19 protein-coding genes are annotated in these 19203 nt (G+C 75.6%); 11 read left to right on the forward strand and 8 right to left on the reverse strand.

Translation table 11 applies throughout. The features are described from left to right. Positions 1 to 205: 205 nt before the first annotated feature. Together ACR807_RS27675 and ACR807_RS27680 are read left to right on the forward strand one after the other, a co-directional pair. On the forward strand, positions 206 to 1219 hold the full coding sequence (locus ACR807_RS27675; RefSeq protein WP_438924358.1) for a LacI family DNA-binding transcriptional regulator: 1014 nt from the start codon (positions 206 to 208) through the stop codon (positions 1217 to 1219). 46 nt (positions 1220 to 1265) lie between these two features. Beyond that, entirely contained in the window at positions 1266 to 2054 is a 789-nt protein-coding gene (locus ACR807_RS27680; protein ID WP_438924359.1) for an MOSC domain-containing protein, read from the forward strand. A 90-nt stretch (positions 2055 to 2144) separates the two neighbouring features. On the opposite strand, the gene ACR807_RS27685 is transcribed toward ACR807_RS27680, so the two are convergent. Both ACR807_RS27685 and ACR807_RS27690 read right to left on the reverse strand, forming a co-directional pair. Continuing rightward, positions 2145 to 3797: a serine/threonine-protein kinase gene (locus ACR807_RS27685; RefSeq protein WP_438924360.1), complete on the reverse strand. Its 1653-nt coding sequence runs from the start codon at positions 3795 to 3797 to the stop codon at positions 2145 to 2147. A gap of 114 nt (positions 3798 to 3911) precedes the next feature. Further along, a complete protein-coding gene (locus ACR807_RS27690; protein WP_438924361.1) occupies positions 3912 to 4784 on the reverse strand; it encodes a hypothetical protein in 873 nt (290 codons plus the stop codon). A gap of 200 nt (positions 4785 to 4984) precedes the next feature. On the opposite strand from ACR807_RS27690, the gene ACR807_RS27695 reads away from it, so the two are divergent. From ACR807_RS27695 to ACR807_RS27705, 3 genes are all read left to right on the forward strand, one after another. After that, positions 4985 to 6751: an ATP-binding protein gene (locus ACR807_RS27695; protein WP_438924362.1), complete on the forward strand. Its 1767-nt coding sequence runs from the start codon at positions 4985 to 4987 to the stop codon at positions 6749 to 6751. A 140-nt stretch (positions 6752 to 6891) separates the two neighbouring features. Beyond that, complete coding sequence (locus tag ACR807_RS27700; protein ID WP_438924363.1) at positions 6892 to 7377, forward strand: tetratricopeptide repeat protein; 486 nt, start codon at positions 6892 to 6894, stop codon at positions 7375 to 7377. Between the two features lie 238 nt (positions 7378 to 7615). Then, positions 7616 to 8494 (forward strand): sugar phosphate isomerase/epimerase family protein, encoded by an 879-nt coding sequence (locus ACR807_RS27705; protein WP_438924364.1) that lies wholly within the window; start codon positions 7616 to 7618, stop codon positions 8492 to 8494. Here the strand turns inward: ACR807_RS27705 and ACR807_RS27710 are convergent. Then, positions 8452 to 8802, reverse strand: coding sequence for an STAS domain-containing protein (locus tag ACR807_RS27710; RefSeq protein ID WP_438924365.1), 351 nt, complete (start codon positions 8800 to 8802; stop codon positions 8452 to 8454). The genes ACR807_RS27705 and ACR807_RS27710 overlap by 43 nt on opposite strands. A gap of 350 nt (positions 8803 to 9152) precedes the next feature. Between ACR807_RS27710 and ACR807_RS27715 the strand changes: the two genes are divergently transcribed. The 4 genes from ACR807_RS27715 (at position 9153) to ACR807_RS27730 (ending at position 14291) form a co-directional block, all read left to right on the forward strand. Beyond that, complete coding sequence (locus tag ACR807_RS27715) at positions 9153 to 11201, forward strand: NACHT domain-containing protein (RefSeq protein WP_438924366.1); 2049 nt, start codon at positions 9153 to 9155, stop codon at positions 11199 to 11201. 134 nt (positions 11202 to 11335) lie between these two features. Next, complete coding sequence (locus ACR807_RS27720) at positions 11336 to 12580, forward strand: ABC transporter substrate-binding protein (protein WP_438924367.1); 1245 nt, start codon at positions 11336 to 11338, stop codon at positions 12578 to 12580. After that, entirely contained in the window at positions 12577 to 13470 is an 894-nt protein-coding gene (locus tag ACR807_RS27725) for a carbohydrate ABC transporter permease (RefSeq protein ID WP_438924368.1), read from the forward strand. The genes ACR807_RS27720 and ACR807_RS27725 overlap by 4 nt, the downstream gene beginning before the upstream one ends. Next, positions 13470 to 14291, forward strand: coding sequence for a carbohydrate ABC transporter permease (locus tag ACR807_RS27730; protein WP_438924369.1), 822 nt, complete (start codon positions 13470 to 13472; stop codon positions 14289 to 14291). Before ACR807_RS27725 ends, ACR807_RS27730 begins: the two co-directional genes overlap by 1 nt. A 115-nt stretch (positions 14292 to 14406) precedes the next feature. Here the strand turns inward: ACR807_RS27730 and ACR807_RS27735 are convergent, their stop codons facing one another. Beyond that, positions 14407 to 14964, reverse strand: coding sequence for a VOC family protein (locus ACR807_RS27735; RefSeq protein ID WP_438924370.1), 558 nt, complete (start codon positions 14962 to 14964; stop codon positions 14407 to 14409). A 165-nt stretch (positions 14965 to 15129) separates the two neighbouring features. Here ACR807_RS27735 and ACR807_RS27740 point away from each other — a divergent pair, with 165 nt between their 5' ends. Then, positions 15130 to 15576, forward strand: coding sequence for a universal stress protein (locus ACR807_RS27740; protein ID WP_438924371.1), 447 nt, complete (start codon positions 15130 to 15132; stop codon positions 15574 to 15576). A 36-nt stretch (positions 15577 to 15612) separates the two neighbouring features. Here ACR807_RS27740 and ACR807_RS27745 read toward each other — a convergent pair whose 3' ends face one another. Then, positions 15613 to 16074: a MarR family winged helix-turn-helix transcriptional regulator gene (locus ACR807_RS27745; protein WP_438924372.1), complete on the reverse strand. Its 462-nt coding sequence runs from the start codon at positions 16072 to 16074 to the stop codon at positions 15613 to 15615. A 151-nt stretch (positions 16075 to 16225) separates the two neighbouring features. Here ACR807_RS27745 and ACR807_RS27750 point away from each other — a divergent pair, with 151 nt between their 5' ends. Then, positions 16226 to 16696, forward strand: coding sequence for a cupin domain-containing protein (locus tag ACR807_RS27750; RefSeq protein ID WP_438924373.1), 471 nt, complete (start codon positions 16226 to 16228; stop codon positions 16694 to 16696). Positions 16697 to 16792: 96 nt separating this feature from the next. Here ACR807_RS27750 and ACR807_RS27755 read toward each other — a convergent pair whose 3' ends face one another. The 3 genes from ACR807_RS27755 to ssuE all read right to left on the reverse strand — a co-directional run bounded on the left by ACR807_RS27755 (position 16793) and on the right by ssuE (position 19198). Next, positions 16793 to 17332: a hypothetical protein gene (locus ACR807_RS27755; RefSeq protein WP_438924374.1), complete on the reverse strand. Its 540-nt coding sequence runs from the start codon at positions 17330 to 17332 to the stop codon at positions 16793 to 16795. 147 nt (positions 17333 to 17479) lie between these two features. Further along, complete coding sequence (locus ACR807_RS27760; RefSeq protein WP_438924375.1) at positions 17480 to 18634, reverse strand: LLM class flavin-dependent oxidoreductase; 1155 nt, start codon at positions 18632 to 18634, stop codon at positions 17480 to 17482. 15 nt (positions 18635 to 18649) lie between these two features. Further along, the gene (gene ssuE / locus ACR807_RS27765) at positions 18650 to 19198 is read right to left on the reverse strand and encodes an NADPH-dependent FMN reductase (protein ID WP_438924376.1); all 549 of its coding nucleotides are present in this window, start codon (positions 19196 to 19198) and stop codon (positions 18650 to 18652) included. Positions 19199 to 19203 lie beyond the last annotated feature (5 nt).

Consider the following 19203-nt stretch of genomic DNA (forward strand, 5'->3'; position numbering starts at 1 on the left):
TGCTGATCACCGCTGATCAGCCTCGGTGCCGGACTCCCGGTGCCGGGGTCACCGTCCGTCGCGGTGGCGTCCCCGGACCGCGGTCGGGGGGCTCCCCGGGCGGCGAGGACCGGCGGTGCGTTCCTCGCTGTTCGGCCTCCGGTGAGCGGGCACGGCGGCGGACACGGGGGCGGTAGTGGTGAACAGGACGTCCGGAGCGCCCGCGATGGCCGACGTCGCGCAACTGGCCGGGGTCTCGCACCAGACGGTGTCGCGGGTGCTCAACGGCTTCCCGTACGTCCAGGAGCAGACGCGCCTGCGGGTCCAGGCGGCGATCGAGGAACTGGGCTACCGGCCGAACCGGGTGGCGCGCGCGCTGGTAACGGGCCGCTCGCAGCTGATCGGCGTGGTGGCCCAGAACACCGTCCTGTGCGGGCCCGCCTCGCTGCTGGCGGCGTTCGAGCAGGTGGCGGCGGAAGCCGGGTTCGCGGTGACCACGCACCGGGCGGACGTGCTGGACCGCCGGTCGATCACCAGCGCCCTGGAGTGGCACCGCGACCGGCAGGTGGCGGGCATCGTCGTCATCGCGCCGACCACCTGGGCGCGCGACGCGGTCGACACCGTCCCGCCCGAGGTGCCCCTGGTGATGGTCGACGGCGACTCGCAGCGCTCCACCCCGACGGTGACCGTCGACCAGGTGGCGGGCGCGTTCGCGGCGACCAACCACCTGCTGGAGGCGGGCCACCGCACGGTGTGGCACGTGTCCGGCCCGCCGGACTGGTTCGACAGCGCGGGCCGGATCGAGGGCTGGCGGTCGGCGCTGGAGGCGGCCGGCCTGGAGGTGCCGCCGGTCGTGCCCGCCGACTGGAGCGCCGCGTCGGGGTACCGGGCGGGGCAGATGCTGGCCCGGATGCCCGAGGTCACCGCGGTCTTCGCGGCGAACGACCACCTGGCGCTGGGCATCCTGCGCGCCATGAGCGAGCGCGGCAGGCGGGTGCCGGACGACGTGAGCGTCGTGGGCTTCGACGACGTGCCCGAGGCCGCGTACTTCACCCCGCCGCTGACCACGGTCAGGCCGGACTTCGACGCCGTCGCCCGCGACGCCCTGGAGATGCTGGTGGCGCAGGTCGAGGGGAGGCCGGTCGGCGAGGTCCGGCGAACCTCGGGCCCGACGCTCGTGCCGCGCGACAGCGTCCGCCCGCCCAGGGGCGCGGTGGCGGTCGCCGCGGCGGGGCGCTGACCACCGCACCGCCCGGCACCCCGGCGGCGACCGGTACTTTGGCCGCATGGCAACCGTTTCCGCGCTGACGACGTACCCGGTCAAGGGGTGTGCCGGGGTCGTCGTGGAGAGCACCGAGGTCACCTGGACCGGGTTGGTCCACGACCGGCTCTTCGCCCCGGTCAAGCCGGACGGGGGGATCATCTGGCAGGGCGAGGCCCCGCTGCTGGCCGCCGTCCGGGTCCGGGTGCTGCACGACGGCGCGAAGCTGGAGCTGAGCGCGCCCGGCGCCGGCGAGCTGGTGCTGGACGTGGTGACGGACGGCGAGGTCCGGCCGGTGGACGTGGAGAAGTGGCCCGGCGCCGGGGTCGACCAGGGCGACGACGCGGCGGAGTGGCTGTCCGGGGCGATCGGCGAGCAGGCCCGGCTGGTGCGCGAACCGGACCGGGCGAGCCGGGCCCGGAACGGGGTCGACCCGACCGCGCTGCTGGTCCTCTCGCCCTCCTCGCTGGACGGCCTGAACGAGCGGATCGCGCGGCGCGGCGCGGTCCCCGTCCCGATGGACCGGTTCCGGCCCAACGTCGTGGTCAGCGGCTGGTCCGAGCCGCACACCGAGGACCGGGTGGGTCGGATGGCGGTCGGCGGCACCGAGATCGGCTTCGGCGAGCCGGCCATCCGCTGCGCGGTCACCCTCGTCGACCAGTCGACGGGCGCGCGCGTCGGCCCCGAGCCGTTGCGCACCCTGGCCGACTACCGCCGCGAACCCGACGGCGTCAGCTTCGGCATGAAGGCGGTCGTGCTCACCCCCGGCCGCATCGCCGTCGGCGACGAGGTCACCGTCACCGAGTGGCGGTGACCCCCACGCTGCGGCCCGCCCGGCGCGGTACGGGGTCCGGGGTGTGCCCGGAGACCAGGTGACCGTGCTGGTGCCGGCGGCCCCGCCGGGTCACTTGTCGCGCGCGTAGACCTTCTGCACCTCGCCCTTCAGGTTCGCCTGGAGGTACGCGCCGCCGTAGCCGTCGATCAGGTACACCCTCATCGACGGGGTCTTGTCGATGAGGTCGGTGTCCACGATCACGTACCGGATGGTGGGCTGCGGGACGCCGAGTTCCTTGTTCGCCCGCTCGAACAGCGCGGGCATCGCGTCCCAGTTCACCTCGTTCAGGTCGAGCACGCCGCGGTCGGCGTCCACGCCGTCCGGGCCCTGCCGGGTGGCCTCGCCGTCCTCGTACTCGAAGTTGTCGAAGCCGTGCGCGACCGCCGCGGTCGGGGCGACCGCCGTCGCGCGGTCCGGCCACAGGGTCAGCTCGGACACCGTGGTGCCGCCCATGGTCCCGGTGAGCGCGCCGACCGCCGTGCGCGCGCCGGCGGGGGTGAGCAGGTCGTCCGTCGCCGCGACGGCCGCCGTGGTGGTCGGCGCGGCGGGCAGGCCGACGTTCAGCCGGTTGCTGGTCGGCGTCCCCGACGGGCTCGCGGTGGAGTCCGAGCCCTTCAGGTGGACCACGAGCAGCGTGGTCGCGACGACCAGCGCCACGCCGACCAGCGAGAGCACCACGACACCCGCCCGCCCGCGCCGCCCGCCCGTCGCGGGGAGCGGGGTCGGGTGGGACCGCGGGTGGCCGGGTGGGTGCGGCCCGCCGACCTGCGCCGGCGTCGGGCCGGACGGCCAGTGGGGGTACGGCGCCTGCGCCTGAGGACCGCTCGGCGGCCCCGGGACGGCGAACCCCGGCGGGGTGGGGGGACCGGGGAAGGGGGCCGGGTCGCGCTCGGCGACGGCGAACATCCGGTCCAGCACCTCCCCGGTGGGCCGGTCGGCCGGGTCGTTGCGGAGGGCTGCGGTGAGGGCGGGCGCGAGGGCGCCCGCGCGCCGCGGCGGCGGGACCGGCTCGGTCATCACCGCGGCGAGGGTCGCCATCGTGCTCGCCCGGCGCATCGGGTGGTGCCCCTCGACGGCCACGTACAGCAGCATCGCGAGCGACCAGAGGTCCGACGCGGTGTGCGTCTCGTCGCCGCGCAGCCGCTCCGGGGCGATGTACTCCGGGGACCCGATGACGTCACCGGTCGCGGTGAGCTGGGTCGAGCCCTGGAGGGCGGCGATGCCGAAGTCGGTGAGCACGGCGCTGCCGTCCGTCCGCAGCAGCACGTTGCCCGGCTTGACGTCGCGGTGCATCACGCCCGCGGAGTGGGCCGAGCGCAGCGCCGCCAGCACGTCCCGCCCGACCCGCGCGGCCTCGCCCGGCGTGAGCACGCCGCCGTCCAGCCGCGCGTCCAACGACGTGCCGCGGACCAGTTCCATGACGATCCACGGGTACGGCGAGTCGGTCGACTCGATGATCTGGTAGATCGACACGACGTTCGGGTGCTGCAACCGGGCCAGCGCGCGCGACTCGCGCAGCACGCGCTCCCGCAGCTGGGCCGCCACCGCGGGGTTGCCCTCGACCTGGTCGGCGTCGGCCGGGCGGACCTCCTTGATGGCCACCTCGCGGTGCAGCCCCAGGTCGAGGGCGCGCCAGACCGTCCCCATCCCGCCGCTGCCCAGCCTCTCCAGCAGCTCGAACCGGCCGTCGAGGATTCGCCCGGTGTGCTCTCGCTCAGACACCGCGTCACGCTAGCAACCGGCCACCGGGGGCCGGGGAACCGGCGGTGCCCCGGGCCGGCCGGGCACGCCGGGAGGGACGTCCCGGGCAGCACCCGGAACGCCCCTCCCGCCCCCTTAGTTCGCGCAGATCACGTACACCTGGAGCCGCCAGTTGCCGGCGACCGCCCCGTTCTCCGCGGCTCCCGCGCTGCCCGCCGTGGTGAACAGGTTCGCCATCGTGGTCAACGCGATCCTGCCGTCGACCGCGGTGCCGGGGTTCTCACCCAGCGCCTGCGCGCCCACGCCCTGCGCCGCCGTCCCCGCCGGGCAGGTCTGGCTGAGCCCCTTGGACGAGGTCGAGGTGAACGTCGTCTGCGCCTGCACGACCTGCATGGTGGGCGCCGGGTTGGCGCAGACGCCGAACGACTCCAGCCGCCAGGTCGGCGCGGTGCCGGTCTGGGCGGTGGCCCGGGTGGTGCTGCCCCTCGGGGCGAGGGAGGTGCCCGGGATGACGTCGTGGACGAGCACGTCGGCCGTGCCGCCGGTGACCCGGAAGCCGGTGCCGTACAGCCCCAGGCCGTTCGGGCACGAGGCGTGCGCCTCCTTGGGCGACACCGCGTTCGAGGCGGTCGCCGTGACGACGACCTGGAGGTTCGTGGTGAACGACGCGCAGCTCGCCCACGCCGACGCGTTCCAGTTCCCGGCGAAGGCGGTCACCTCGGTCGCCGTCACCCTGGCCCGGAACGGCGGTGCGCCCTCGGGCACGACCGCGGTCAGCGCCACGTTGCCGCTCCCCCCGTTGGTGCCCCCGCCCGCGCCGTAGAGGAACGTGCCGGTCGGGCAGTCGACGGTGACGGTCTTGGTCGCCGTGGAGTTCGACGCCGAGTTCGCCGACACCGCCGTGACCGGCACGCTCGCGTGCGCCGGCGCCACCGACAGCACGACGGCCTGCGCGGCCACCAGCCCGGCCACCAGGGCGACTCCCCGCAGCAGTCTGCTCGGGCGCATGTCGTACCTCCTGTTCGATCGGGACCCGCCTGTGCCGGTCCGCGGTGAGGACTGTGCCGCCGACCGGCCCCGGACGGCCGGAACCCGGACGGCGAAGTGAGACGACGGCTGGTCGGCGCAGCGTGCGGCGGTAGGTTGGGCCCCGTGTCCGGGCCGTCCGGGGATCGGCCCGCCCGGCCGAACGGGGAGGCGCGCGGGGGATGACCGATGCCGGGCGCACGGCGATCACCCGGCTCGTCGGCGGGTTGAAGCGGTTGCGCCGCGAGGCCGGCGAGCCCTCGCTCAACCGGCTGGCGGCGCTGACCGCCGGGCTGCCGCACCCGCTGCCCCGCTCCACGATCAGCGACAAGCTCAACGCCCGGTCGTTGCCGGAGTGGGAGTTCGTCGCCGCGTTCGTGACGGCCTGCGCCGCGCACGCCGAGCGCTCCGGCGCGCCGCTGCCGCCGGACGCGGTCGACCTGGACCGGTGGGCCGCCCGGCACCTGGCGATGCTGCGCGCGGTCGACGGGGCGCGGGCGGCGGGGCGGCTGGTGGCGTCCGCGCGGGCCGACGTCGACCGGCACCCCGCCGTCGTGCCGAGGCAGCTGCCCGCGCCGCCGCGCCACTTCGCCGGGCGGGAGGCCGAGCTGGCGGCGCTGGACCGGCTCGCGGACGAGGCCGCCGACACCGCCGCGGTGTGCGCGATCGGCGGGACGGCGGGCATCGGCAAGACCGCGCTCGCCGTGCACTGGGCCCGGCTGGCGGCGGACCGGTTCCCGGACGGGCACCTCTACGTCAACCTGCGCGGCTACGGCCCGGGCGCGCCCCTGTCACCGGCCGAGGCGGTGCGCGGTTTCCTGGACGCCCTCGCGGTGCCGCCGCCGGAGGTCCCGACGACCCCCGACGGGCAGACCGGCCTGTACCGCAGCCTGCTCGCCGGCAAGCGGGTGCTGGTGCTGCTGGACAACGCGCGCGACGCCGAGCAGGTCCGGCCGCTGCTGCCCGGCTCGCCCGGCTGCCTGGCCCTGGTGACCAGCCGCGACCGGCTGGCCGGCCTGATCGCGGTGGAGGACGCCCACCCGCTGCGCCTGGACCCGTTGACCCCGCCCGAGGCGCGCACCGTCCTCGCGGACCGCGTCGGCGCGCACCGCGTCCTGGCCGAGCCGGCCGCGGCGGACCGGATCGCCACCGCCTGCGCCGGGCTGCCCTTGGTGCTCGCCGTGGTCGCCGCGCGGGCCGCGACCCACCCGGACTTCCCGCTGGCCGCGCTGGCCGACGAACTGGCCGGGGCGCGGGGCCTCGACGCGTTCGCCGGCGGTGACCGGGCGGTCGACGTGCGGACGGTGTTCTCCTGGTCCTACCGCGGTCTCCCGCCCGCCGCCGCCCGGCTGTTCCGGCTGCTGGCCCTGCACCCCGGACCGGACGTCGGCACCGCCGCCGCGGCGAGCCTGGCCGGGGTGGACGTCCGCGAGGCGCGCCGGCTGCTGCGGGACCTGGCCGACGCGCACCTGCTGAACGAGCACCTGCCCGGCCGGTTCACCCGCCACGACCTGCTCCGCGCCTACGCCGGGGAGCTGACCGGGGAGGAGGACCGCGCCGAGGACCGGCGGGCCGCCGTGCACCGGGTGCTCGACCACTACCTGCGCACCGCGGACCGGGCCGCCCACCTGCTCGACCCGCACCGGGTGCCGGCCGAACCGCCCGCACCGGCGGTCGGCGCGGCCCCCGAGGAGCCCGCCGACACCGCGCGGGCGCTGGCCTGGTTCACCGCCGAGCACCGGGTGCTGCTGGCCGTCACCGCCCAGCGGGACCCCGGTTTCGACGCGCACGTGCACGGGTTGGCCCGGACGCTGTCGACCTACCTTTACCGCGCCGGGTACTGGCACGACTGGGTGTTCGCGGAGCAGGCCGCGCTGCGGGCCGCCCGGCGCGCCGGTGACCTCGCGGCCAGGCCGCCGCCCACCGCGGCCTGGCCCGCGCCCACCTGAGGCTGGACCGCGAGCAGGCGGCGCTGGCCCAGCTGCGGCTGGCGCTGGAGCGGTACGCGGACCTGGACGACCGGGTCGGCGCGGCGCACACCCAGCTCAACCTCGCGGAGGTCCACGACCGGTTCGGCCGGTACCCGTTGGTGCTGCGGCACGCCGGGCTCGCCCTGGAGGGCTACCGGGCCGCCGGGCACCCGGCCGGGCAGGCCAAGGCCCTCAACAGCATCGGCTGGAGCCTCAGCCGCCTGGGACGGCACCGGGAGGCGGTCGAGCACTGCCGCGGGGCCCTGGACATCCAGCTGGGCCTGGGCGACCGGGACGGCGCGGCCGACACGCTGGACAGCCTCGGCCACGCCCACCACCGGCTGCGCGACCACGACCGGGCCCGCGACTGCTACCGGCGGGCGGCGGAGGTGTTCCGGGAGACCGGCAACCGCCCGGAGGAGGGGATCACGCTCGACCACCTCGGTGACGTGGAGGCGGACGCCGGCGACCTCGACGCGGCCCGGGACGCCTGGCACCGCGCGGCGCGGCTGCTCGACCGGGTCGACCCGGCCGGGCGGGTGGACGCCGTCCGCGCCAAGCTGGACCGGCTGGACCGGGAGTCGGCCACCGGCCGGCGCGACTGACCTCCCGGGGATCGTCGGCCCGGCGGGTCGACGCAGCGGGTCACCAGTGCCTCGGCGGTGGCCTGCGACGTCGTGCCCCGCTACGGCACCGCTCGTCCTGCCACCGCCCGGGACGAGCGGGATTCGGGCTCTCGGCCGGTGTCGGTCCGGAGGGGGTGTGGGCCCACCCGGTTACAGTCGGCGCAGGGCGTGATGGGCACTGCCGCGCAGCGCCCCTGCGGTTGGAGGTGGCGCCTCGGTGAGCGGGTGGCGGTTCGCGGTGAGCACGCTCGGGGCTCCCGGTGTGCCGGTGCGGGACACGGCGCGGGTGGCGGTCGGGCACGGGTGCCACGGGCTGGAGGTCCGCGCGCACCCGGACGAGGAGGTCCACCCGGGGATGCCGCCCGCGCGTGCGGCGGAGGTGCGCGGGCAGGTCGCCGACGCCGGCCTGGAGATCGCCTGCCTCGCCGGGTACCCGCGGGTGTGCCGGCCGGGGCCGGACGGACCGGTGGTGGACGAGCTGCGCGCGTTGGTGGAGCTGGCCGTCCTGGTGGGTGCCCCCTCGGTCCGGGTGTTCCCGGGCGGCGGCAACGGCGGTGGCGGTGACGGGCGGGCGGTGGAGCGGATCGCCGCGGTGCTGCCCGACCTGCGCGCCGCCGGGGTGCGGTTGCTGGTGGAGACGCACGACTCGCACGCGACGGGCGAGGCGGCGGTGCGGCTGGTGGAGCCGTTCGGCGAGCCGGAGCGGGTTTCCGTGCTGTGGGACGCGGTGCACCCGTGGCGGGCGGGCGAGCCGCCGGCCCGCACCTCCGGCGCACTGGGGGAGTACCTGGGGTACTTCCAGGTGAAGGACGTGGCCGCCGACTCGCCGACCCCGGTGCCGCCGGGTGAGGGCGCGGTGCCGCTGGAGGAGTGCGGGCGGCTGCTGGCCGGCTGGTCGGGCTGGGTGTCGCTGGAGTGGGAACGCGCCTGGTACCCCGACCTCGCCCCGCTGCCGGTGCCGCTGCGCGCCGCCGCCGACTGGTACGACCGGTGGCGGCCGGGGCCGCTCGGGTCCTCCGGCGAGCGGCGACGACCGCCCACCGGCCCGCCGGGTCAGCCCGCCTGCCGTTCCCCGAGGTCCTCGGGCACCAGGTAGTCGTACGTGCCGGTGCGCTGCAACAGGCGGTCCAGCCAGGCCGGTCTGTTGTCCAGGACCAGCGCCGTCGCGGCCCCCTCGGCGGTCCGGCGCGCGTCGAGCAGCACGCTCAGCCCGAACGAGTCGCAGAACGTCAGCGCCGCGCAGTCCACGTGCAGGCGCGCCGGGCGGTGGCCGGCGAGCAGGTCGGCCACCGCGTCGCGCAGCAGGTCGCCGTTGTCGTAGGTGAGATCACCCGACGCCACCACGCGGGCGGTCGTGCCGTCGACGAGCGCGGTGGTGCAGATCAGGTGCTGCGGTGCGGCCACGAGCCCGCCTCCTCGTTCACTTCCGAGATCATCCGGTGCTGACTACCCGGTCCGCACCCCTCGCCAATCCCGCAATGGTGCGGTGCACCACAGCCGGATGTCGCCCGGTCGTGGCCCGACACCGCCGCGGCCGCCCGCCGCGGCGGGGGACGAGCAGGACATCTTAACCGGTGGGACGGGGTGGTCGGGTGGACGAACGATCACCGCTCACCGGCCGCGCGGGTTCCCCCCTTCCGGTGAGACCTGCGTGCCGCGCCTCCGGTCGCCCCGCCGCGACCCGCCGGGCTCGCTACCCTGGTCGGCTCGACGCGGCGACCGTCGCGCGTGTCGCGGGGGGTCGCGGGGGAGCCATGACGCGCAACGACCGAACGGTCAACCGGATCAGCGGGGTCGTGCACGGCCCGGTCGTGCAGGCCGGGCACGTCACGCTCCACGCCCCCGAACCGGACGTGCTCACCCGGGCGGCCGACCGGTTGGCGCTGGCCGTCGGGGTGCAGTGGCGGCGCGAGGAGGAGCAGCGGCGGCTGCACGACCCGTTCCCGCTGCCGGTCCACTGGAACACCGCGCCCGAGGGCACCGCCGACTGCTGGGAGAACGTCCTCGGGCTCCCGCCCGGCGAGGTGGCCGAACCGCTCGTCCTGTCCGACCGGCTGGGCGGGATCGCGGACGCCCACGGGGCCACCGCGTCGCGGCGGCTCGTGGTGCTGGGCGGTGCCGGGTCGGGGAAGACCGTGCTCGCGCTGCGGTTCGTGCTCGACCTGCTCGCGCGGCGCGGGCCCGACGACCCGGTGCCGGTGGTCTTCAGCCTCGGCTCGTGGAACCCCACCGGCACGCCGCTGCGCGAGTGGCTCGTCGCCCGGCTCGTCCGCGACCACCCCGGCCTGGCCGTGCGCGGACCCGACCGGCGCACCCTCGCCGCCGGCCTCGTCGACACCGACCGCGTGCTGCCCGTGCTGGACGGGTTCGACGAGATCTCCTACGGCCTGCACCGCGCCGCGCTGGAAGCGCTCAACGGCACCTCGCTGCCGCTGCTGCTGACCAGCCGCCCCGAGGAGTACGCCGACGCGGTGGCCGCGACGGACGTCCTGACCGCCGCCGCCTGCGTCGTGCTGGCGGACCTGACGCCCGACGACCTGGCGGCGTACCTGCGGCGCGCCACCGCGACCGGCGCGTGGGAGCCCGTCCTGGCCGAGGTGCGGCGCGATCCCGGCTCGGACCTGGCGTCGGTGCTGACCACCCCGCTGATGGTCACCCTGGCCCGTGCCGCCTACAGCGACGCCCCGGACCGCGACCCGGCCGAACTCCTCGACCGCGACCGCTTCCCCGACGAGGAGGCGATCGAGGAGCACCTGCTCGACGGCTTCGTCCCCTCGGTCTACCGGGCCCCGACCCGGTGGACCCCGGACCAGGCGCGGCACCGCCTCCACCACCTCGCCCGGCAGTGCGGCGACACCCGCGACCTGGCCTGGTGGCGGATCGGCACGGCCATGGGCCGACCCGCCAGGGCGCTCGTGGTCGGGACCGCCTGCGGCGTGGGCGTGGCGCTGCTGAACGCGGTGCTGAACCTCCTCGGCTACCTCGCGCTGTCGGGCTCCGGCGTCCCGCTGCCGATCGGCCCGGCCCTGGCGGAGGCGCTGGTCAACGGCCTGGTGGTCGGCACCGGCGTCGGGATCGCCCACCTGGTCCTGGTCCGGGACGAGGGCGTGCGGCCGACGCACACGCGGATGCGGCTCGCCCGGCCGCGCGACGCGGGGGGCGGGCTGACGCGGTCGGGGACCGGGCTGCGGCTCCTGGTCGGCACCGCGGTCGGCGGCGCGTTCGGGATCGCCGGCGGTGTGGTGCTGAACCTGCTGAGGCACGTCATCTCGGGCGCGTGGACCGGCCTGGGCACCGACGTGGTCAACACGGTCGTGCTGGGGCTCGTGTTCGCCGTCGCCACGGGCTTGGCGCTCGTCGCCGTCACGGTGTTCGAGGCCCCGCTGGAGATCGCGTCGGCGGCCGGCCCCACCGACCTGCGCAACGCCGGCCGCGCGAACGTCCTCGGCAGGTCCCTGCTGTTCGGGGTCGTCTACGGCGTCGCGATCACCGCCGGGGCCTGGTCCCTCGTCCGGCTCCCCGACGGCGCGTCCGAACCGCTGTTCTTCGGCCCGGTGGCCGTCCTGCGGATGGTGCTGCTGAGCGGGCTGAGCTGCGGCCTCTGCTACTGCCTGGCCCTGACCGCGTGGGGGCAGTGGGTGCTGTTCGCGCGGACCTGCCTGCCCCTGGCCGGTCGCCTGCCGCGCTCGCTGCCCGCGTTCCTCGACGACGCCACCCGCCGGGGCGTGCTGCGCCAGGCCGGGGCGGTGCACCAGTTCCGCCACGCCCGCCTCCAGGACCGGCTGCTCCGCACCGCGCCGTGACCCCCGGGTCGTGCGACACCCGCCGTCACGCGATCGCGCCGGAGCGCAACGGCGTCCTCCTGGTGGGAGTGGTCGACAGGGCGGTACCGCGGTTCGATAATTTTCCCCGGTTCCGAGTCGGGGGAGGTGGGGAAGTGGGCGCCGAGCTGGATCGCCGGTCGTTCCTCGTGGTGGCCGGGTTGCTGGGGCTGACCGCGTGCGGGTCGAACACCGGGCGCGGGGGTTCCGCCGAGGGGACGTTGCGGCACTGGTACCACGCCTACGGCGAGGACGGCGTGCAGGACGCGGTCCGCCGGTACGCGGCCGAGTACCCGGACGCGCGGGTCGAGGTGCAGTGGAACCCCGGCGACTACGACTCCAAGATCGTCACCGCGTTGCAGAACAGCGCGGTGCCCGACGTGTTCGAGGCGCAGGTCAAGGTCGACTGGGTGCGGCAGCAGCAGGTCGTGCCCCTCGACGACCTGCTGGGCGACGCCCGGGGCGACTTCGTGCAGTCGCTGCTGGAGTCGCAGACGGTCGACGGGAAGCTCTACGGCATCCCCCAGGCCATCGACACCCAGGTCCTGTACTACCGGCCCAGCCTGCTGGCGCGGGCGGGCGTCACCCCGCCGAGGACCGTCGACGAACTGGTGGACGCCGCCGGCCGGCTCACCACCGGCGGCGTGCGCGGCCTGTTCGCCGGCAACGACGGCGGCGTCGGCGTGCTCACCGGGCCGCTGCTGTGGTCGGCCGGTCTCGACTTCCTCTCCGAGGACGGCAAGGCGCCCGGCTTCGACGACCCGCGCGCCGCCGCCGTCTTCGGCAAGCTCCGCGCGCTGCACGAGGGCGGCGGCCTGCTGCTCGGCGCGCCGACCGACTGGGCCGACCCCGGCGCGTTCGTCGACGGGCTCGCCGCCATGCAGTGGACCGGCCTGTGGAACCTGCCGAAGATCACCGAGGCGCACGGCGACGACGTCGGCGTGCTGCCGTTCCCGCGCCTGGACGCCGACGGCGCGGAGTCGGTGCCGGTGGGCGCGTTCAGCGCGATGGTGAACGCGCGCAGCGCCGACGTGGACGCGGCCAAGGCGTACGTCAAGTGGCTGTGGGTCGAGCAGACCGCCCACCAGACCGAGTTCGCCACCGCGTTCGGCGCGCACCTGCCCGCCCGGGAGAGCCTGGCCGCCCAGGCCGAGCCGCTGCGCGACGGGCCGGGCCGGGACGTCGTCGGGTTCGTCACCGACAGCGGCCGCATCGCGAGCCCCGCCCGCTGGTCGGCGCGCGCCAACACCGCGCTGTCGGACGCGGTGTCCCGGATCGCGCGCGAGGGCGCCGACCCGGCCGGCGAGCTGCGCGCGGCGCTCGACGTGGCGCGCGACGAGATCGCCCGGCAGGACCGGTGAGCGGTCGGCGCACCGGGCTCGCGTTCTGGCTGTTCGTCGGCCCGTTCGCGCTGGGGCTGCTGGTCTTCACGCTCGTGCCGATCGGGTGGAGCACCTACCTCAGCTTCTTCGACGCGCGCAACACGGTGGCGCCGACCCGGTTCGTCGGGTTCGACAACTACGCGGACGTCCTCACCGACCGGGCGTTCCTCGACAGCATCGGCACGTTCACCGCGTTCGCCGCGTTCGTCATCCCCACCACGGTGGCGGCGGCGCTCGTCCTCGCCCTGCTCGTCAACCAGGTCCGCGTCGCGCGGGCGTTCTTCCGGTCGGTGTTCTTCCTGCCCTTCGCCTGCTCCTACGTCGTCGCCTCGCTGGTGTGGAAGACGTCGCTGTTCTCCGGCGTGGACAGCGGCGTGGCGAACACCGTCCTCGGCTGGTTCGGCGGCGAGCCGCAGGCGTGGATCGGCACGGTCGACCCGCCGCTGTACTGGGTCGTCCTCGTCACCGCCCGGCTGTGGCTCCAGCTCGGCTTCTACGTGATCCTGTTCATCGCCGCGCTCCAGCGCATCCCGACCCACCTGTACGAGGCGGCGTGGACCGACGGCGCCTCACCCCGGTGGCAGACCTTCCGGCACGTCACGCTGCCCGGCCTGCGCGGCGCGCTGGCCGCCGTGCTCACCCTGAACCTGATCAACGCCTACCAGGCGTTCGACGAGTTCTACAACATCCTCGGCGACTCCCGCGGCTACCCGCCGTTCGCGCGTCCGCCGCTGGTCTACCTCTACTACACCTCGCTCGGCTCCGGCGGGCAGGACCTCGGGCGGGGGAGCGCGGGCGCGGTCGTCCTCGCCCTGGTGATCGCGCTCGCGACCCTGCTGTCCGGCCGGGTGCTGAGGAGGGCAGCCTGATGCGCCCCGTCGGGCACCACCGCACCCCGGCCGGGCGCGTGGGCACCGCCGCCCGGGGGCTGGCGCTCGTGGTCGCGTCGGTGCTGTTCCTGCTGCCGTTCGCCGTGCTGCTCCGCGAGGGCCTGTTCCACGGCGGGGTGGCCACCGGCTGGTCCACCGCCGAGGCGGTGTTCTCCGACGACGAGGTGCCGTTCGCGCGCAGCCTGCTCAACTCGACGGTGGTGGCCGTGCTCCAGACCGCCGGTCAGGTGCTGCTGTGCTCGCTCGCGGGCTACGGGCTGGCGCGCGTCCCGTACCGGCACGCGCCCGCCGTGCTGCGCGTGGTCGTGGCGACGCTGATGGTGCCGACCGCGGTCACGTTCGTGCCGGGCTTCGTGGTGGTGTCGAGCCTCGGGTGGCTGTCCGACCTGCGCGGGCTGGTGGTGCCCGGCCTGTTCAGCGCCCTGAACGTCTTCCTGTTCCGCCAGTACTTCCTGGACTTCCCGGCGGCGCTGGAGGAGGCCGGGCGACTGGACGGCCTGTCCCGGTGGGGCGTGTTCCGGCGCGTGGTCGTCCCGAACTCGACGGGGTTCCTCGCCGCCATCGCGGTCATCGACTTCATCGGCAGCTGGAACCAGTTCCTGTGGCCGCTGGTCATCGCCCAGGACTCGTCCACCTGGACCGTGCAGGTCGCCCTGTCCAGCCTGCTCACCGCCCAGAACCCGAAGATCACCCTGCTGTTCGCGGCGGCGGCGGTGTCCGTCCTGCCGATCGTGCTGGTGTTCGTCCTGCTGCAGCGCTACCTGGTCCGGGGCGTCACCGAGACCGGCCTCAACGGGTGATCCCCGGGGTGCCGGTGGGGCGCGCCCGGCCTCCCCCCGGGTGGTCGGGCGCGCCCCGGTCAGCGGGCCCCGGTCGAGGGACCCCGGTCAAGGGACCCCGGTCAGGGGATCTCGGTCAGCGGGTCGTCGCGGCGCGCGGGTCGTGCAGCGAGGTCATGGCCTCCAGCAGGCTGGCGTGGACGTACTCCAGCTCCGGTGTGGCCGCCGTCGTCCAGTCCTCGTCCCCGCCCTCGTCGACCACGTCGCCCGAGCCCCACGGCGCGGCTTCCGGGCGGTGCTGCCAGACCCACCACAGGTTGCCGAACGGGTCGAGGAAGCGGGCGAGGGTGTCGCCGAAGAACCCGGTCGGCCGGGTGACCAGGCGTGCGCCGCGCTCGGTGGCGCGCCGCACGGTCTCCTCCGCGTCGTCGACGTAGAGCAGGGTGAACGCGGGCGTGTGCGGCCAGTCGGGCTTGCGGTCGACGATGTTGATCACCGAGTCGCCGACCCGCAGTTCGGCGTGCAGGACGAGCCCGTCGCCGTCGAGCGTGCGGGCCTCGGGCACCTCGGTCGCGCCCAGCACCTCGGTGCAGAACCGGACCAGGCCCGGCGCGTCGTCGGTGATGACGAACGGGCTCAGCGTGTTCGACCCGGCGGGTCGGAGCGGACCGGAGCGGTCCGGGGCGGTTGCCATCCTGGTGTCCTCTCGTGTCGGGAGGCCCACCCTGCCGCCCATCGCGGTCAACCGCGGTCCGCGATCGGCTCCGGCGGCACCTGCGCCGCACACGACGGGACGACGGCCACTGACCCCGCCGGCCGTTCCGCGCCAAGCTGGGGGGGTGAGACCCGAGGAGGAACCATGAGCACCGCCCCGATCGTCGTCGGCATCGACGGGAGCCCTGTCAGCGAGCACGCCCTGAGGTGGGCGGCCGACGAGGCCCTCCAGCGCGGCGCGCCGCTGCACGTCGTGCACGCCTACGCCTACGAGCCGCTGGCCGACTGGACCATGGTGGCCGAGCAGGAGGCCCGCGCCCGGTCGGAGGCCCTGGTCGAGGCGGCGGTGCGCGTGGCCGCCGAGGGCCGGTCGGAGTTCCCCGAGGTCGTGCGGCACTGCGTGCGCGGGCCGGCCGCCGCGGCGCTGGAGGCGCTGTCCCTCGGCGCGGCGATGCTGGTCGTCGCCGCCCACGGCGGCAGCCGGTTCCGCCAGGCGCTGCTCGGCAGCACCACCGCGCACTGCGTCCGGCACGCCACCGTGCCCGTCGTGGTGCTGCCCGCCGCGACCGGGGGTCCGGGGGCGACGCGGTGAAGGACCGGTCACCGGTCGTCCCGCGCCCACCGGGCGTCAGCCGAGCCGGCCGACCACCTTGGCGGCCAGCTCGACGAACCGGGCGCGCTCCTGCTCGGTCAGGCCCCGGGTCGAGGTGTCCTCCAGCTGCGTCCAGACGTCCCTGACGCGCTCCTCCAGGGCGCGGCCCCGTGCGGTCAGGGAGACCACCTTGACCCTGGCGTCCGCCTCGTCGGCGGCACGGGTCACCAGGCCCGCGTTCTCCAGCCGCCGCACCGACTTGGCGATCGTCGAGTGGTCCAGCTTCAGCGCCTCGACCAGCTGCTTCTGCGACCGGCCGCCCTTGTCCCACAGCTGCATCAGGATCAGCTCCTGGCCGGGGAACAGGCCGAGGTCGGCCAGCAGCGCGCTCGCGAGGCCGCGGTGCTGCCGCGCCAGCGCGAAGATCGAGAAGCTCACCGGGTACTGGCGCGCGAGGAGGTCCGGTTCGCCCGCGCGCGCCGGGGTGGACGCCGTCATACCGCGACGGTACGCGTTCCCGCGCGTCGGCCCTCATCCCCTTCCCCATCGGGTGCCGCGGGGGGAGAGCTGCGCCACGACAACTTGTGTGGCCGACCACCTAATGCTTTTATGTGGTCAGCCACATAAATCGACGCGCAGGAGGAACCCCATGTCCGCCGTGTTCCTGGCCCGACCCGAGCAGCAGCAGAAGCTGGAGTGGATCGGCGGCAGCACGTTCTCCGTCCTGCTCGACAGCGAGGCGACCGCGGGGCAGCTCACCCTCGGCCGGTTCGACGTGGCGCGCGGCGACGCGCCGCCCTTCCACGTGCACACCCGCGAGGACGAGGTCTTCATGCTCATCGCGGGCACCGCCCTGGTGTGGTCGGGCGAGGAGGAGGCCAGGGAGTTGGAGGAGGGCGGCGCCGTCTTCCTCCCGCGCGGCGTCCCGCACGGCTACCGGATCACCTCGGAGCGCGCTGACCTGCTGCTGATCACCACGCCCGGCGGCATCGAGGGCATGTTCCGGCACGCGGGCCGCGACCTGTCCACCCCGCGCCCGGACGACTTCGAGATCCCCGGGGCGCTGCTCTTGGAGGCCGCCGAGAAGTACGGCAACGTGGTCCTGGGACCGCCGCGCTGACCGGGTCGGCGCCCCGGTTCACCCGCCCGCGTCCCGGTTCACCCGCCCGCGTCCCGGTTCACCCGCCCGCCCCCGGTTCACCCGCCCGCCCCCGGTTCACCCGGCCGTGCGCCGGGCGGCCGTCGTGATGGCGTCGGCCACGAACGCCAGGGTCCTGGTGATGCTGTACGGGTCGCGGTCGAGGTCGTCCAGCACCCCGCGCACCCTGGTGAACGACCGGTCGCCCCAGGCCGCGGCGTCCAGGGCGGCCTGCAGCACCGGGCACACCCGCTCCGCCGCCGCGGCCATCCGGTCGGCGAGGGTGATGTGCCCGGCGTCCGGCACGGCCGCGCCGTCGGCGCGGGCCCACTCCGACGAGGCGAGCAGCACCGTGATCGCGTCCTCGCGGGTGTCGACCAGGGCGGCCAGGTCCACCCCGCCCGCCGGGGTGCGCGCCAGGCCCGGGTAGGACAGGTGCAGGTGCCCCAGCAGCAGCGCCACCAGGTCGACCAGCCCATCGGGCCCGTGCGCGTCCCCCACGGCGCGCACCCGCTCCTCGTCGTCCCGGCCGCCTTCGTGGAGCGCCGCGACGAAGTCGGCCGCCGCCCTGTCCATCGCCGCCCAGTAAACGTCGGTGCCGCGCACCGGTGCCGTCATGATCGCTCCTGCTCTCGGTGGAGATCGTCCGGGACGATCGAGTGCCCCGGGAACCTCGGGGGTCAAACCACCCGGCCGCGACGAGGAGCGTCGACACGGCACGGGTCACCCGGACGAGTGGTGGCGGAACGGCCGCCGCGGACGGCGTCAGGAGCGCCGGGCCACCCCGGCGGCGAAGGGGATGCCGGCGGGCTCGGCGCTCTCCGGCGGCGCGCTCGGGTGGTGCCACAGGCCCTTGGCGCGCAGCAGGGGCAGCACGCCCTCCCCGAACCAGTACGCCTCCTCCAGGTGCGGGTGGCCGGACAGCACGAACTCGTCGATGCCGAGCGCGTGGTACTCCTCGATCCGCTCGGCGACCTCGACGTGGCTGCCCACCAGCGCCGTGCCCGCCCCGCCGCGCACCAGGCCGACGCCCGCCCACAGGTTGGGGGACACCTCCAGGCCGTCGGTGCGCCCGCCGTGCAGGTCACGCATCCGCTGCTGGCCGACGGACGCGCTGCGCGCCAGGCCGTCCTGGACGGAGGCGATGACGTCCGGGTCGAGGGCGGCCAGCAGGCGCTCCGCCTCCGCCCACGCCTGCCGCGCCGTGTCGCGGCTGATCACGTGCAACCGGATGCCGAACCTCAGGGGCCGGGTGGCGGCGGCCCGCACCCGGGCGATCTTCTCGGCCACCTGGGCGGGCGGTTCGCCCCACGTCAGGTACACGTCGACCTGGCGGGCGGCGACGTCGATCGCGGCGGGGGAGGAGCCGCCGAAGTACACGTCGGGCACCGGGTCGGGCACCCGGGACAGGGCGGCGTCCACGACCCGCACGTGCTTGCCGTCCAGGGTGACCCGCTCGCCGCGCCACAGCGCCCGGGTCACCGTCAGGAACTCGTCGGTGCGCTCGTAGCGCTCGTCCTTGCCGAGGTGGTCGCCGTACGCGCGCTGCTCGTGGTCCTCGCCGCCGGTCACCACGTTGAGCAGCAGCCTGCCCCCGGAGTGCCGCTGGAACGTGGCCGCCATCTGCGCGGCCAGCGTGGGGGAGACCAGGCCGGGCCGGAACGCCACCAGGAACTTGAGGCGCTCCGACTCGCGCGCCACCATCGCCGTGGTCAGCCAGGCGTCCTCGCACCACGCCCCGGTGGGGGTGAGCGCGCCCTCGAAGCCCAGCTGCTCGGCCGCGCGGGCGATCTGGGCCAGGTAGGCGATGGTGGCCGGGCGGTCGCCGCCCGCCGCGGTGATGTCCGTGCCGTGGCCGCCGCCGACGAGGTAGCGGCTGTCCCCGTACGTCGGCAGGAACCAGTGGAACGTCAGGGTCATGACGACCTCTCGGGGTCAGGAGACGGGCGCGAGCGGGCGGGCGCGCACGGCGGACGAGAACGTATCCACGATCGGGTGAAGCTGGTCCGCGGCGTCCGCGTGCAGCCGGACCTCGCCGGGCAGCGCCTCGACGTGCCGGTCGAGCACGAACCAGCCGGGCACCACGTGGTGGGCGCCGAGCGCGGACAGCACCGGGCGCAGCGCGTAGTCGATCGCCAGCACGTGCGCGGTGGAACCGCCGGTGACGACCGGCAGCACGACCTTCCCGGCCAGCGCGAACTGCGGCAGCAGGTCCAGCAGGAGCTTGAGCAGCCCGCTGTAGGCGGCCTTGAACACCGGTGACGCCACGACCACCCCGTCCGCCTCGGCGATCGCCGTCACCACGGCGGCGATGGCGGGGTCGGTGGGGTCGCCGAGCTGGAGCGGTCGCGCGGGCAGGTCGCGCACCCGGACGGAGGTGACGGCGTGGCCGTCGGCGGTCAACCGGGCGGCGACGTGGTCGGCCAGCGCCGCGGTGCGCGAGGTGGCGGACGGGCTGCCGGAGAGGACGAGGATCGAGGGCATGACGG

Source organism: Saccharothrix sabaoui (genome assembly GCF_051756985.1).
In the GTDB taxonomy this organism is placed as follows: domain Bacteria; phylum Actinomycetota; class Actinomycetes; order Mycobacteriales; family Pseudonocardiaceae; genus Actinosynnema.

Excerpts from the sequence above, each read along its gene's own strand:
- ACR807_RS27675 (WP_438924358.1), top strand. The coding sequence starts at position 206 with ATGGCCGACGTCGCGCAACTGGCCGGGGTCTCGCACCAGACGGTGTCG.
- ACR807_RS27680 (WP_438924359.1), top strand. The coding sequence starts at position 1,266 with ATGGCAACCGTTTCCGCGCTGACGACGTACCCGGTCAAGGGGTGTGCC.
- ACR807_RS27690 (WP_438924361.1), bottom strand. The coding sequence starts at position 4,784 with ATGCGCCCGAGCAGACTGCTGCGGGGAGTCGCCCTGGTGGCCGGGCTG.
- ACR807_RS27695 (WP_438924362.1), top strand. The coding sequence starts at position 4,985 with ATGACCGATGCCGGGCGCACGGCGATCACCCGGCTCGTCGGCGGGTTG.
- ACR807_RS27715 (WP_438924366.1), top strand. The coding sequence starts at position 9,153 with ATGACGCGCAACGACCGAACGGTCAACCGGATCAGCGGGGTCGTGCAC.
- ACR807_RS27730 (WP_438924369.1), top strand. The coding sequence starts at position 13,470 with ATGCGCCCCGTCGGGCACCACCGCACCCCGGCCGGGCGCGTGGGCACC.
- ACR807_RS27735 (WP_438924370.1), bottom strand. The coding sequence starts at position 14,964 with ATGGCAACCGCCCCGGACCGCTCCGGTCCGCTCCGACCCGCCGGGTCG.
- ACR807_RS27740 (WP_438924371.1), top strand. The coding sequence starts at position 15,130 with ATGAGCACCGCCCCGATCGTCGTCGGCATCGACGGGAGCCCTGTCAGC.
- ACR807_RS27745 (WP_438924372.1), bottom strand. The coding sequence starts at position 16,074 with ATGACGGCGTCCACCCCGGCGCGCGCGGGCGAACCGGACCTCCTCGCG.
- ACR807_RS27750 (WP_438924373.1), top strand. The coding sequence starts at position 16,226 with ATGTCCGCCGTGTTCCTGGCCCGACCCGAGCAGCAGCAGAAGCTGGAG.
- ACR807_RS27755 (WP_438924374.1), bottom strand. The coding sequence starts at position 17,332 with ATGACGGCACCGGTGCGCGGCACCGACGTTTACTGGGCGGCGATGGAC.
- ACR807_RS27760 (WP_438924375.1), bottom strand. The coding sequence starts at position 18,634 with ATGACCCTGACGTTCCACTGGTTCCTGCCGACGTACGGGGACAGCCGC.
- ssuE (WP_438924376.1), bottom strand. The coding sequence starts at position 19,198 with ATGCCCTCGATCCTCGTCCTCTCCGGCAGCCCGTCCGCCACCTCGCGC.